Genomic DNA, 14,438 nt, shown 5'->3' on the forward strand with positions numbered 1-14,438 from the left:
GTATCTAAAATTGGGCTGCAAGGTCTGCGATTTGGCTGGATTATCCAAACAAAAAGGCCATTGCAAACGCAATGGCCTTTTATAAAACTTTATGTTACAGATACTTTACTGATTAATGACTTCAAATTCTTTGTGCGCAGCGAAATGTTCGATAACGCTAATCGGGAAATATAAATCGTTGAAATGCACCCGAATGGAGTCAAAGTTCAAGCTGGTAGTCATTACGTTTGGTTCAAACAAATCTTTGTCGTGGGCGATGGCCACATACATTTTGTTGTAAACAAACGAAATATATACGTCGTTGTGAAGCTGATTTTTGAAAGCTACTATTTTGCTCACAAACTCTTCATTAAACATTTGTTGCGCCTCTACCAATTGTTTGTCGGACAAAACACGTACCTGAAAATACGAGTTAAATTGTTCGTTGTTCAACTTTAGCACCTGTCCAACGACATCGCCTTTGGCTTTATTCGGCTCTATTACCACGTCAGCAGGAAACGGCTTGGGTGACTCGGCAACAAAAAAGATACCTCTAAACTGGTATTTTGCTCCGAATTTCGCTCGATCATCTTTGCTCTTAAATTTGGCTTTCAGCTCCGAAAACTCAATTTTTACATTGTCCACCGTTCCCGAAACATGGTCGTCGCCGTCCATGAAAATCGGTGTTTTTTGGAAAAAGCCACTATTAAAATATTCTCGCTGGGAGATAAAATGCTTTTTGTCGTAGTGTAACGTCGGGTTGATGAAGTGAATTAGTTTGTTGATTACGTGCAACTTAAACTCTTCATAATAACTCGTATTTTTGATAAGCGACTCAAACATCATATAAAATCCGACAGCGGCCAATGCAAACACTGGGATAAAATATAGAATATAAATCGGCTCGGCGTGCGTTACGATAAAATACGCTGCCGATGGAAAAAATACACCCAAAGCCGCGACCAACAAGCCCATTTTTACCAAAATGGATTTGCGGCTCTTTTCTATATTATGCAATTCGGGAACCAGTTCCTTATCATAGAAACTTTTGAGATTATGCAGCTTGTTCATATAGATAAAATTATATAAGTGGAAAATAAATTTTTATTATTTTACTGTATTGTTTCATACAAATTTAGAAATCTTAACAACAATTCCAAATCTTTCTTCTATCTTATATCCAATTTATTGTAACATTCTACGGCCTTTATCAAGGGTTTTTGGCCGTTCGTGTAATTTGTCTGATGTATTTTATAAAAAAGTATCCAAGTTTGCGTAAATAGAATGTATAACAAGCTTTTATTTTAACAAAATAGCAATTCATATTTAAGCATTATTTTATTATAATCTGTAAAAAATTAAGCAATGAATATTACAGAAAATATCAAAGAAGGCCTCCGAGCCATACGTTCCAACACCCTACGCACTATCCTGACGGCTCTAATCATTGCCATTGGCATTACGGCATTGGTCGGCATCCTGACGGCTATCGACGGCATACAAGCCTCCGTAGATAGTAATTTGGCCGATTTGGGGGCAAATTCTTTTGAAATCAATAAAAAAGGGCAAGGCGGCGGCAGACGCAGACAAGGCGGCAAAGCAGAAAAAGTTTATCCCGAAATTACTTACAAAGAAGCTCTTGCTTACAAAGATTTATTTCAGAAAGCTTCACAAATTAGCGTTTCGACGGACGTTTCCTTCAATGCCGAAGTAAAACACGGATCTATTTCCACTAATCCCAACTCTCAAGTAACAGGCATTGACGAAAATTATTTGCAAAGCAAAGGTTTTAACCTTTCCAAAGGACGCGGATTTTCGACTACCGAACTCAAATACGGCGTACCTGTGGCCATTATTGGCCAAGAGCTAGGCGACAAACTTTTTCCGAAAATATCACCTATCAATAATTTTGTGCAGGTGCTTGGCGCGCGCTACATGGTGGTGGGCATCATCGAATCCAGTGGCGGCGGATTGGGCGGCAATGGCTCAAACAGAAGTGTACTTATTCCGCTGGAAAACGCCAACCAACTCGGAGCAGGCCAGACACTTACCTACAACATCACGACCATCTCCAAAGGCGGCGACATAGACAACGTAATGGGCGAAGCCACTGGCGTAATGCGTTTGGTGCGCCACGACAAAACAGGCCAACCCAACTCTTTTGAAATCTCCAAAAGCGAGTCGCTGGCCTCAGCCATGGACAGCATCACGGGAAGCCTACGCGGTGCGGGCTTCGGCATCGGATTCATTACGTTATTGGGCGCGGCTATCGGCCTAATGAATATTATGTTGGTGTCCGTAACAGAACGCACCAAAGAAATTGGCGTTCGTAAAGCCTTGGGCGCAACGCCTGCCCGCATTCGCCAACAGTTTTTGGTGGAAGCCGTCGTAATTTGCTTGTTGGGCGGCTTGGGCGGCATCGTACTGGGCATTTTGATAGGCAATGCGGTTTCTTCGCTTACGGGAGCTTCGGGCTTTATTGTGCCTTGGCTCTGGATTATGGTCGGGCTGGTGGTTTGCGTAGCCGTTGGCATTTTGTCGGGTTATTATCCTGCCTACAAAGCCTCCAAAATGGATCCGATTGAGTCTTTGCGATTTGAATAAACAAACACTTTTTATAGTACAAAATGAGCAATATCAGGCCTGAAGCATTGGTATTGCTCATTTTCTTTTATACACAAAAAAGCAGCATTGCTTACAAGGCTTTGGCGTTTTGAGACGGAAAAAGTATATTTGGCAAAATCTGATTTTGACAATGTCTTTCTACAAATATATTCTTGGTTTGGTACTTATAGGATTGGCCGCTTGTAGTACGCGCGAAGTCGAGCCATTGGCCACGTATGCAGGGTTTGATTATTTTCCACTCCAAAAAGGCAACTACATTGTTTATGACGTGGATTCAACCACTTGGACAATTACTGCACAGAAATACAGTGTTCATTACCAAATAAAAGAATTGGTAGGCGACTCATTTCCAGACCTTACAGGCAATACAGCCTTCAAAATCATGCGCTACAAACGTTACAATACGGCGCAAACGTGGGCTTTCGATTCGGTCTGGACGGCCACACGCACCAGCCGCCAAGCCATTCGCAACGAAAACAATATTCCTTTTGTAAGGCTCATCTTCCCGCTACAAGTCGGCAATACTTGGAACGGCAACCAACTAAACGTTTACCAAAATCCGAATGCTCCTTACTATCGCCTCGACAGTGTAGGCATCAGCAAGCAATTAAAAGGGCTTAGTTTTGAAAAATGCCTGAAAGTAACACAGGCCAACGAAACTAATTTTTTGGGTAAAAATGTTGAGGTAGAATACTACGCCCAAAACATCGGCTTAGTGAGTAAAGCTGTTACCCAAATCGAATATTTAGACCAAAGTCTTTACGGAGATTCTGTAAAAATCGGAGGTATTTATACGCAAACCGCTATTGAATATGGAAAAGAATAAAAAAATAACACTACTATTCCTTGCACTTATGGCCAATGTAGCTGCTACGCTGGCCGCGCCGCGCAAATTTTTTGTTTATTTTACCGATAAAAACAATTCGCCTTACAGCATTTTGCAGCCTCAAAACTTTTTGTCAGAGAGAGCCATCGCACGACGCACCAACCAAAACATTGCCATTACAACCCGCGATTTGCCCGTAAACAGCAGCTATGTAAGTCAAGTGCAAGCCACTGGCGCAACCGTGCTTTATACGTCTCGGTGGTTCAATGCGGCCATTGTCGAAACGGACAGCAGCGTATTGAATACCATTTTACAATTACCATTTGTAGCTAAATCTGAGCGGCTTACGCTGCGTCATTCGGGTAAAAATCTTTTTCCTGAAAGAAACCTTACGGCCATCAAAACTGAAAATTATGGCCTATCACAAAACCAAATCCAGATGCTTGGTGCAGACACAATGCACGCGCTGGGTTATCGCGGGGAAGGAATGCAAGTGGCTATTTTGGACGCAGGCTTTTTGGGTATAAATCAACACGAATCCTTCACACATTTGTTTACGAATCAGCAAATTTTGGGGACTTACGATTTTGTGGCTCGCGACTCGTCCGTTTACGAAGACCATTGGCACGGCGCGGGTGTGCTGTCGTGTATGGCCTCGTATGCGCCCAGCAAAGTAATTGGCACGGCCTTTAAAGCAAAATATTATTTGTTTCGCACCGAAAATGCCGCCACTGAATACGAAATTGAGTGCGCTAACTGGGCGATTGCCGCCGAAAAAGCCGACAGTTTGGGCGTAGATGTTATCAATAGTTCGTTGGGTTACACCAGCTTTGACGATGCCAGTATGAACTTGACTTACAACGACTTGGACGGAAACAAAACCATTATCACACGGGCAGCAGACTACGCCGCAGCTACTGGTATGCTGGTGGTGAGCAGCGCAGGCAACGAAGGCAACAACACGGCTTGGGGCGGCTTTTTGTCTGTTCCCGCCGACGGCGATTCTATCCTGACAGTTGGGGCAGTAAATAGTGCAGGAAATTATGTTTCGTTTAGCTCCAGAGGCCCAACGGCAGACGGTCGTATTAAACCCGACGTAGTGGCACAAGGTTCGGCGGTGGCATTGGTCGCAGCAGGCACCACCAACCAATACACCACTTCCAGCGGCACTTCTTTTTCTTCGCCGCTGATGGCTGGTTTGGCCACTTCTTTTTGGCAAGCAAACCCAACGCTTAACAACTACCAAGTAATTGAGGCATTGCGCAATTCGGGAACAAATCACCTAACACCCAACAACCAAATAGGTTACGGGATTCCGAGTTTTGTGCGTGCTCACCAGCTTTTGAGCAATACGCCTCCCAAGCTCGACAACCAAAATAGCCTTGTGATAGCTCCTACCCTCGTGGGCAACCAGCCGCTTATGCTATACGTTGGTACAAAGCATTTGGGCAGCGAAGCAAACATTACGCTGTTGGAAGATACAGGCAAAATTATTGACAAAATGCACATTGCTGCCGCCGATTTCAAAAACACATTAGCCCTCAAAACACAAAATTTGAGCAAAGGTATTTTTATGGTTCGGGTAGAAATGGGTTCGACGGTTCAGGTATTCCGATTACTCAAACAATAAACTGCTATGAGTATTAAGATATTGATAATCAAAAAAATATTCTTGGCAATAGGCATTTTGCTCGCCAGCACGGCCTCCGCACAAGACACCGTACAAACACAAATACCTTTGCCGAAAGCCATGCCGAAGCGTTGGTTTTGTGCGGGACTAAGTGCCAATGCTTATCGTGGAGACCTCTCCAACCGTTATGCGGCTTGGACACCTGCCTTTACGGCGGCTCTCCAACTCAATCGCGCCAAAAGGCTAAACGGGAGTTTTCAACTGTCCGTCGGGTCGGTGCAAGGGCAGCAATTGGGCTATACCTACTCCGATAGCCAAAATCCCACGAGTACCCCTAATAACTATTTTAAAACTTCGTTTTTTGCACTGGGCTACCAATTGCAATACAACCTTATCAAGCACCGCAGATTTTGTTGGTATGTGGCACAAGGCTTTGAATTTATGCGTTTTACACCGCGAGACAACCAAGACAAGGCACTGGCCGACCAAAAAAGTACACGCGCCAAAGACGAAACTTATGGCAGCTCAACCACTGCCCTACCGACTAGTATGGGCATAACTTATTTTTTTGAAAATGGCCTTGGTTTGGGCATAAAAACGGGGTGGCGCAATCCCAGCACGGATTATATAGACAACATTTCCAAGCTGAGTAAATCGAGCCAAAAAGACAATATTGCATTTTTTACTTGGCAAATATTTTTGCCTTTTTCCAGCCACTAATTCAGTTATCAAAAAAGTTTTAACCTAAAACTTTCGCCTATTCGCGCGACATATAGCACAACCTATAACATTCCAACCTTGCCGCCCGCCCAACGCGTGCAAGCATGGGGCGTTTGCACCAATTACCACACCGAAACAACAATGAAATCTTATATCTGTTACTGTTTTTACTTTTTAAGTATCCTTTTTCTGCCTGACAGAACTTTTGCACAAAATGCAGTAAATCTGCCACTTACTAACGAAAAACAACATTATTTCACACACAAAGAAATAGAGGTTTTGGAGGATAGCTCACAGGGAGAAAAACTAACATTGGCGCAAGTGCAACAACTTTCCGCACAGTTCCGCCCCACTGATACGCAAAGCCCCAAAAGCATTAATCCTAATGTCTATTATTGGTACAAAATCAAGATTCACCATCCCGCGCATATGCTTTCCGAAACGTGGCTACTGGAGTTTTTCGACCAAACCATTGACCACATCGAAGCCTACGTACCACTGGTAAACGGCAATTACAACCATATAGTAATGGGTGATAACCAGCCTTTTAGCCAAAGACTTTACCAACACAAAAACTTTGAAATACGTCTTTCTGACCAGTTGCGCGGCGACCAGATTTATTATTTTCGCATCAAATCGCATCAGGTGGCCGATGTAATTATTGCGCTACGCTCCTTTAGTTGGTTTGTCAATTATGCCTTAGACGAATATTTCGTTTTCGGCATTTTCTATGGCATGATTTCCGTGTTCAGCCTCTACAATTTCATTATGTTTATGGTAATGCGCCAACGCCAATACCTGTACTATGTTTTGTATATTTTGAGTGTTGGATTGTATCAAATGTGCACCGACGGCATTGCCTACCAATTTCTTTGGCCTAATGCCATGAACTGGAATCAATACGCTTACGGTATTCCGCTCTACGGCGTGAGTATTTTCGCGCTACTGTTCACACTGGAACTGCTGCACGTACGCGCCAAATCCAAGAATATTTACCTTTTTATTTGGGGAATTATCGCGCTGAGAACCGTTTTTTTTGTGTTGTGCTTGTTCAATCCGCTTTGGTTTGGATTCAAATTCATTGAATTTATTCCGCTATTGGCCAGCTTCGGGACGGGTTTGTATTTGCTTTGGCAAGGTTATTCGCCTGCTACTTTTTTCGTAGGCGGCTATTCATTTTTGCTTTTCGGCTTCATTATCAAACTTTTAATCGCGATTTATCCTGACAGATTGCCATTTGGTGCGGTCACGCATTACAGCCTAAGTTTTTGTTTTGTGGCCGAAATGGTGCTGCTTTCATTTGCCATCGGCGACAAGGTGAGCATTCTCAAACGCAAAAAAGAAAAAGCCCAACAGCGGATCATTAAGCAACTGACCATCAACGAAAAACTCAAAGACCAACTCAACAACGAACTGGAGCAACAAGTAAAAGCACGAACCAAAGAGCTTTGGGAAAAAACAGAAATCATTGAAAATCAAAATCTTGCGCTTCTGGATGCCAACAAGCAACTGCAAGAGCAAGCCGAAGAAATCGCACGCATTAACGAGCTACTCCAGCAAGACAACAAAGCCTTGCTTTCGGACGTACAAAACGAAAAGCAAGCACGTGTACTTTCAAAAATTCCTGATTTCGAGGAATTTAGCCGTATTTACCCCGACAACGAAACTTGTTTTCAGTTTTTGGAACAGCTCAAATGGAAAAACGGTTATCGCTGTCTAAAATGCGGACATGGACATCATTTTCAAGGGCACGCGCCGCACAGCAGGCGTTGCGCCAAATGCGATTACGAAGAGTCCGTAACCATTAGTACCATTTTCCAAAACGCCCGTATTCCGCTAAACAAAGCCTTTTACATTACGTTTTTGGTGTACTCGACAAAAGGCCAAATTTCATCGCACAAGCTCTCGGAGCTGATTGGCATACGCCAAAGTACGTGTTGGTCGTATAGCTCGCGTATCAAGAAAATAATGCAGGAATCGGGCAAAAAACGCCACAACGACGAAGGTTGGGTATCGCTGATTTTTGAGTAAAAACTATAATTCAAAGCATCGTTTTTCACCATAAACAAACGGGAGGCGCAGAAACAATGTTTCTGCGCCTCCCGTTTATGATGCCAAATTTTAATTACATTCTTGGTTTCCAAGTAACTTCTTCTGCGCCAAGCTCATGCGCCATGGCACGCGAAAGCACAAACAAATAATCTGACAAACGATTCAGGTAAATAGCCACCAATTCGGCTACAAAATCGTGTGTGGAAAGCTCTACGATGAGGCGTTCGGCACGGCGGCAAACCGTACGCGCAATGTGCGCAAACGAAACGGATTGATGACCACCTGGCAACACAAAAGCCCTTAGTGGCTCAAGCGTTTCGTTCATGGCATCAATTTCTTTTTCCAAAAGCTCTACGTCCGAAGCCAACAAATCTGGTACTTTTAGGTTGGATTTGTTGGGGTCGGCGGCCAGCGATGAGCCAATCGTAAACAATCTGTCCTGAATTTCTTTGAGTAAATCCTTGCGCTGCACATTTACGGGTTGGTCGCGCAACAAGCCAATGTAGGCGTTAAGCTCGTCCACCGTGCCGTAAGCATTAATGCGGCTGTCGGATTTGGGCACACGCGTCCCCCCTATCAAGGAAGTTTTGCCCGCGTCGCCTGTTTTTGTGTATATTTTCATAAAAAAGATAGTTGGTAAATAGATTTCTTTATTTCAAAAACCTTGCCCGCAGTTCGGGGGTTGGCATACGGCAACTTTCCTGACGACCAAACCAACGGTATCTGTTACGCGCCAGTATATCGTAAAAAACGTCCCGAACAAACGAAGGTATTATCCAAAATCCAAAAAACAATGGCCAAAGCCCACTCAAGCCGCGTGCGATTTGCAAAGCCGCCGACGACTTTTGATAAATTTTACCGTTTTTAACCAAAACGATACTGTCAAAATCTTCGGTGCGAAGGCCAAAATCTTGTAAAATCTGCTGGCCAACAGGCTCTTGCAAAGCCGTAAAAACAAAGTGTTGCGCGGGGTCGTGGTCGATGATAAAATTGACCGAACTATTACAAAAATTACAAACCCCATCGAACAACACCACACTTTTACCTTCAGGAATAGAGGCCGTTTTCATCGTCTATGTTTTTGATTGCAAAATATATTGTATAAGTATAACAAAAAACCTTAGCAAAAAAGTTTTACTAAGGTTTAATTTTCTTTTTATTTTAAAGTAAAAATATTAAAAATCCTCGTCTAAAGAGAATTTCTGCGCATCGCGGTTCTCTGCTGTTACGCCTGCTTTTTGGTAATCCGACACGCGTTTTTCAAAGAAATTGGTTTTGCCTTGTAGCGAAATCATTTCCATAAAATCAAACGGATTAGTTGCGTTGTAAACTTTGTCGTAGCCCAAGGACATGAGTAAACGGTCTGCCACAAACTCAATGTACTGCGACATGAGTTTGGCGTTCATACCAATCAAAGCCACAGGCAACGCATCCGTAATAAATTCCTGTTCGATGGCCACCGCGTCCATGATAATTTCTTTCACACGCTGTTCAGACAGCTTGTTGTTCAGGTATTTGGCATAAAGCAAACAAGCAAAATCGCAATGCAAACCTTCGTCGCGCGAAATAAGCTCGTTCGAGAAACTCAAACCCGGCATCAAACCGCGTTTTTTGAGCCAGAAAATAGAACAGAAACTTCCCGAAAAGAAAATCCCTTCCACTGCCGCGAAAGCCACCAAACGTTCCGCGAAACTCTCACTTTCTATCCAACGCAACGCCCATTGCGCTTTTTTGCCCACGCATGGCACGGTTTCGATGGCGTTGAACAAATGGTCTTTTTCGCGTTGGTCTTTAATGTACGTGTCGATAAGCAACGAGTACGTTTCCGAATGGATATTTTCCATCATAATCTGGAAACCATAAAAACAACGCGCCTCAGGCACTTGCACTTCGTTGGTAAAGTTCACTGCCAAATTCTCGTTTACGATGCCATCGCTAGCGGCGAAAAAGGCCAATACGTGCGAAACGAAATGTTTTTCGCCTGGGTTCAAATTCTCCCAATGTATGAGGTCTTGCGCCAAATCAATTTCTTCTGCCGTCCAAAAACTGGCTTCCGCTTTCTTGTACATTTCCCAAATATCGTTGTATTTGATTGGAAATAATACAAAACGGCTTTTATTTTCTTCTAATAATGGTTCGGGTAGCATTGCTGCAAATGTTTTTATTTGTGAATGGAAAATATTATCTACAAAAGACTTCTAATGAGGCCTTTTGAATACATAAAGGTGCATGATGTGTCGGTTGATTGCTGATTTGAGAAGGCTAAATTAGGCCTAAAAATTCAATAGTCAAATGCCACAGGGTACAAATAAGTTTGATTATTTTTTCAAAAAACACCAACTAACAACCTTAATCACTGACAGGCAAACCAATAGCTCTCCAAAAATTATCGCCTTGCTTTTTTGCCCAAATACAACTGCCAATCGTCGCTGATTTTGCCCGAAAAATCACGCAGGAACATAATAAACGAAGGCTTGAATGGTTCTTGTCGCAGTGGCATTCTGGCTTCGTCGGGGGTGAGGTCGCCTTTGCGCGAATTGCAAGATTTGCAAGCAGTTATGAGATTGTCCCAAGTGGATTTTCCGCCGCGAGAGCGTGGCAAAACATGGTCGATGGTCAAATCTTTTCCCGAACCGCAATACTGGCACTGCAACCCGTCTCGCCTAAAAATATTCTGTCGGGTAAGTGTTACGCCGCCTCTGTAAGGCATTTGTACATAATGAAATAGGCGAATAATAGAGGGCATCTGATAGTTGCGGGAAACGGTACGAATCGCCTCCGCATTTACTTCGGTTATCATTTCGGCTTTGTTCAGATACACGAGCAAAAAGGCTTTGGGGACGCTACACACGCTCAAAGCACTAAAATCCTGATTCAATACCAACACTTTCCTGTTCATCGCTGCACTACGGGGGTATATGTATGAAAATCGTTGTTTCTTGTATTGAAAGGCTTGCCTTTGCCAGAGGCCAGCGGTTGGGGCGGCAAAACCGCCCTTCACAAATATACAACGGTTTCGGACTATTACAAGTTCTAAAACACTGATTATTTATTGGTTAGACCCGCCCCAAAACAAAAAGTACAGCCTCTTTTTGACAGAAGCTGTACTTTTGTATTTTTTATTTTTCAAGAAATGGTAGAAACGTAAAAGCCTGACAATCAAATATAATCGTCAGGCTTTTTATTTTTTAAAAACAACGAACTAATCCGCTATTTTAGCTATTATATTTCCGTCTGCATCAAACGAAACTTTCCATTCTTCCGACTTTTTTTCTACCTCAACCACATAAGTAACCTTTTCATTTTCAGTCATTTTTTGGGCTTCCTCTGTCTTAAAATTTGCAAAATTTTTACTCAATGAAGCCTGTACTTTAGCAGGTAAATCAGTTTTATTAATTTCCTCTTTATGCTTCACTAATTTACCGGTTTGGTCGTACCAAGCATCATGGTCAGTGCCAAACATTCCTATTTCAAATTCTACTTTGAACAACTGCCCGTCTTGCTCCCATTCTATACCTGAAGCCTTCGGGAAATTCTGCTGAAAATTATTGACAATTACAGAAGGAACTTTGCTTTGGGGAATATCTTTTGCCCAAGCAGCATTTGCGGCTAATCCTAACAGCAAAACACTTATTTTTAATTTATTTTTCATATAAATATTGATTTTAAATAATGATGAAGCAAAATAAAGATTCAATCTGGGAAAGATTTGGGAATTGTGAGATTATAATTCATAAATAATTCTAAAAAATGAACTAAATCCTTCTTCATGATGAGCAATAGGAAGCCCAGTAACCAAACCAATTGCCAAATTATTATTAATCTTTATTTTTACTTGTGGCCGAAGTGTTAAATACATTTTTTGCTCGCGTATTTCCTTATTTATTTCCATGCCAATAAAATGTTTGGTCTTGGGAATGGTGTAAATAAATGAAGTATTTATTTGCCAATAAATTGTATTATGATTCGCGTCTAATTCGTGGTTGATGGTCGGGTATCCATAAAAAATAGTATGAAAATTATTTCCCCATCGTTTGGCTGCCACGAAAAAAGGATTATACGAAAGCGCAGTTACAAAATTATTTTTTCCATAATTTTTGAAAGCTGTTGTTTCTAATACTTGCGTATAACCGACGGCTAAAGTAGTGCGATATTTTGGCGAAACCCAAAAAGAATATTGTGCTGAAAGGCGGATTCCATCTAATTTATTATCTGGAATATTTTCGTTACCTGCCGTACGTCTAAAAAAAGAAAAATCAGTTTCTATTTCCAAACCTAAACGATTGATAGGCGCAAATTCATATTCTGCCAGCAAAATATGTTGGCTATAATTTTGATTATTACTAAAGTCGGCGGCAAGATTAAATTCTTTTTCACCTTTTCTTGCGCCGAGGTCGCGAACCAAATCGAAATATAATGGTTCGGCATGCGAAACTTTTTCGGATTTGCTACTGGTTTGCGCCACAGCATTGGCCGCCAACAACAGCAATCCCATTGCCAGAATATTTGTTTTTATCGTGTTCATACCACAAACCAACCACACGATATGGGAAATTTTTGGGAATACCAAAAAATAAAAACTTAATGACTTGCAAATGAAATTTTGAAACGGTGTAATTGATTATCAAAACTATAACTAATTTCAAAACCATACAAATCGCAAATAGCTTTCACAATGGCCAAGCCGAGTCCTGTACCTGCGGCTTCGTTTTCGGTTTTGTAGAATCGGGTAAACAATCGCGTCGGGTCAAGCGAATGCCCAAGACCTGAATTGCTAATACACAATGTGTTATCGAAAATTTGTACCCGAACTGTTCCGTGTTGGATATTATGAAAAATCGCATTTCGGAGCAGATTAGCAACAATAATATTGGCCAAAGAAACATCCATATTTACCTGAAATTTGGAATTTTCTTGTACACTAATCGTTACATTTTTAAATTCTGAAATTTCTTCCAAATCAGATTTATTTTGCCAAACTATTTCAGCAATATCAATCTTTTCATTGTCAAAAAATTGTTTATTTTCTATTTTTGTTAAGAGCAATAACGATTTATTAAGGCGCACAAGTCTTTGAATAATATTCATTACTTCTGCTATACTTTCGGCCTGTGAATTTTCCAAATTACCTTTTTCGATGAATAGCTCCAGTTTGTTGGTAGCAATGGCCAAAGGTGTTTGCAATTCATGCGAAGCATTCCCAATAAATTCTTTTTGTTGTTGATATGTTTCTATGCTGTGTTTAAGCAAAGTATTTACGGCATTTTCCAAATCCAAAAATTCCTTGGTATTGGTCTGAATAGTTGGTAAATATTGGCTTTTTCCTAATCTATAATTTTTTAATTGATTAAGTAAAGAATAGAACGGTTTCCATATATTTTTCAACAAAAAATTATTAATAATAATGATACTGGTTATCAAAATTAAATACAACCAAATCGTTTCTTTAAATAGCTCTTTAATTAAATCGTCTTCTTCTACCATCGAATTAATAATTCTTAATTCGTAGTATTTATCGCCGCGCATAAATACGGTAGTCAGCATCCGAATTGGTTCTAATTCCAACACCTCATCATCAGCATCTTGCATGTATATTAGCGTATCTGCATATCGGTCAGTAGCCCGAACAGCCAAAGTGGGAGCAATACCACGCACAGAAAAAAAACTTTCATCAAAATTATTTTTGGATAGAATCGTAGTATCTGTTTGCGCTTTATAAATAATTTGTCTTTTATAATTTTCGAGACCTTCGTCCACGCTTTCTTTTATTTCACTAAGCATATTGAAATAAAAAATAACAGCCCATAAACTAATAATAATGAGTAATGCAGCCGACAAAAAAACAATTGATTTATTGAGCAGTTTCATCTTTTTCTATGAGCTTATAACCGATTCCATAAACCGCTTCTATTTCGATATTTGCGCCAGATAATTGCAATTTTTTTCGGATATTTTTGATTTGATAATAAATAAAATCAAAATTGTCTGCTTGGTCTATATTATCGCCCCAAACGTGTTCGGCTAAGGCTGTTTTGGTTACCAACCTGTTTTTATTAAGCAAAAAATAATTGAGCATATCAAATTCCTTTCGGTTGAGGGCTACACTTTCGTTATTGACCCAAAAAAGGCGTTCTTTCAAATCAAGTACCACATTAGCCAACTCAACGGTATGGCGGCCTTGCAGCGTCTTGCGGCGCAAAACGGCCTTCACCCTTGCGTTTAGTTCGGCGATATGAAACGGCTTGGTCAGGTAGTCATCCGCGCCCAATTCGAGGCCTTTGAGCTTGTCGTCGAGCGAATCTTTGGCCGAAATGATAATCACATTGTCGGATTTTCCCAGGTCTTTGAGTTGCTGGAGCAGCGTAAGGCCGTTGCCGTCGGGCAACATGATGTCCAACAAAATACAATCATAATCGTAAACGGCTATTTTTTCGCTGGCTATCAGACAATTACTGGCCGTTTCGATAACAAAATGCTCTTTGCTGAGCGAATCGGCCAGCGTTTCCAGTAACTTTTGTTCGTCCTCCACTATCAGAATTTTCATAGGCGTAAAGATAATCATCGAATTTGGGAAAGATTTGGGAATGGTGTTTTTATGCTGATTAT

The 14,438-nt window shown here is 41.3% G+C and carries 14 protein-coding genes; 5 read left to right on the top strand and 9 right to left on the bottom strand.

Annotated features, from left to right (window positions below):
- Positions 1 to 105 precede the first annotated feature (105 nt).
- The gene (locus tag BM090_RS00770; protein WP_091505807.1) at positions 106 to 1,050 is read right to left on the bottom strand and encodes a DUF3137 domain-containing protein; all 945 of its coding nucleotides are present in this window, start codon (positions 1,048 to 1,050) and stop codon (positions 106 to 108) included.
- A gap of 294 nt (positions 1,051 to 1,344) precedes the next feature.
- Between BM090_RS00770 and BM090_RS00775 the strand changes: the two genes are divergently transcribed.
- The 5 genes from BM090_RS00775 (at position 1,345) to BM090_RS00795 (ending at position 7,811) form a co-directional block, all read left to right on the top strand.
- Positions 1,345 to 2,583 carry an ABC transporter permease gene (locus tag BM090_RS00775; protein ID WP_091505810.1) on the top strand — a complete coding sequence of 413 codons (1,239 nt, stop codon included), beginning with the start codon at positions 1,345 to 1,347 and terminating at the stop codon, positions 2,581 to 2,583.
- Between the two features lie 151 nt (positions 2,584 to 2,734).
- The gene (locus tag BM090_RS00780; protein WP_091505813.1) at positions 2,735 to 3,430 is read left to right on the top strand and encodes a hypothetical protein; all 696 of its coding nucleotides are present in this window, start codon (positions 2,735 to 2,737) and stop codon (positions 3,428 to 3,430) included.
- Positions 3,417 to 5,060: a S8 family serine peptidase gene (locus BM090_RS00785; protein WP_091505815.1), complete on the top strand. Its 1,644-nt coding sequence runs from the start codon at positions 3,417 to 3,419 to the stop codon at positions 5,058 to 5,060. The genes BM090_RS00780 and BM090_RS00785 overlap by 14 nt, the downstream gene beginning before the upstream one ends.
- A 6-nt stretch (positions 5,061 to 5,066) precedes the next feature.
- Positions 5,067 to 5,780, top strand: coding sequence for a hypothetical protein (locus BM090_RS00790; protein WP_091505818.1), 714 nt, complete (start codon positions 5,067 to 5,069; stop codon positions 5,778 to 5,780).
- Positions 5,781 to 5,921: 141 nt separating this feature from the next.
- Positions 5,922 to 7,811, top strand: a complete 1,890-nt coding sequence (locus BM090_RS00795) for a 7TM diverse intracellular signaling domain-containing protein (protein WP_091505820.1) — start codon at positions 5,922 to 5,924, stop codon at positions 7,809 to 7,811.
- 94 nt (positions 7,812 to 7,905) lie between these two features.
- Here BM090_RS00795 and BM090_RS00800 read toward each other — a convergent pair whose 3' ends face one another.
- The 8 genes from BM090_RS00800 to BM090_RS00835 form a co-directional block, all read right to left on the bottom strand.
- On the bottom strand, positions 7,906 to 8,454 hold the full coding sequence (locus BM090_RS00800) for a cob(I)yrinic acid a,c-diamide adenosyltransferase (protein ID WP_091505823.1): 549 nt from the start codon (positions 8,452 to 8,454) through the stop codon (positions 7,906 to 7,908).
- 28 nt (positions 8,455 to 8,482) lie between these two features.
- Positions 8,483 to 8,902: a thiol-disulfide oxidoreductase DCC family protein gene (locus BM090_RS00805; protein WP_091505825.1), complete on the bottom strand. Its 420-nt coding sequence runs from the start codon at positions 8,900 to 8,902 to the stop codon at positions 8,483 to 8,485.
- A gap of 105 nt (positions 8,903 to 9,007) precedes the next feature.
- A complete protein-coding gene (locus BM090_RS00810; protein ID WP_091505827.1) occupies positions 9,008 to 9,979 on the bottom strand; it encodes a ribonucleoside-diphosphate reductase small subunit in 972 nt (323 codons plus the stop codon).
- A 239-nt stretch (positions 9,980 to 10,218) separates the two neighbouring features.
- The gene (locus tag BM090_RS00815) at positions 10,219 to 10,731 is read right to left on the bottom strand and encodes an HNH endonuclease (RefSeq protein ID WP_091505830.1); all 513 of its coding nucleotides are present in this window, start codon (positions 10,729 to 10,731) and stop codon (positions 10,219 to 10,221) included.
- Positions 10,732 to 11,034: 303 nt separating this feature from the next.
- Positions 11,035 to 11,484: a PepSY-like domain-containing protein gene (locus BM090_RS00820; protein ID WP_091505832.1), complete on the bottom strand. Its 450-nt coding sequence runs from the start codon at positions 11,482 to 11,484 to the stop codon at positions 11,035 to 11,037.
- A 72-nt stretch (positions 11,485 to 11,556) separates the two neighbouring features.
- The gene (locus BM090_RS00825; protein WP_143083828.1) at positions 11,557 to 12,327 is read right to left on the bottom strand and encodes an HAEPLYID family protein; all 771 of its coding nucleotides are present in this window, start codon (positions 12,325 to 12,327) and stop codon (positions 11,557 to 11,559) included.
- A gap of 86 nt (positions 12,328 to 12,413) precedes the next feature.
- Entirely contained in the window at positions 12,414 to 13,700 is a 1,287-nt protein-coding gene (locus tag BM090_RS00830; RefSeq protein ID WP_091505838.1) for a sensor histidine kinase, read from the bottom strand.
- Entirely contained in the window at positions 13,684 to 14,376 is a 693-nt protein-coding gene (locus tag BM090_RS00835; protein WP_091505841.1) for a response regulator transcription factor, read from the bottom strand. Before BM090_RS00835 ends, BM090_RS00830 begins: the two co-directional genes overlap by 17 nt.
- Positions 14,377 to 14,438: the final 62 nt, after the last annotated feature.

This window comes from Flexibacter flexilis DSM 6793 (genome assembly GCF_900112255.1).
Lineage (GTDB): Bacteria > Bacteroidota > Bacteroidia > Cytophagales > Flexibacteraceae > Flexibacter > Flexibacter flexilis.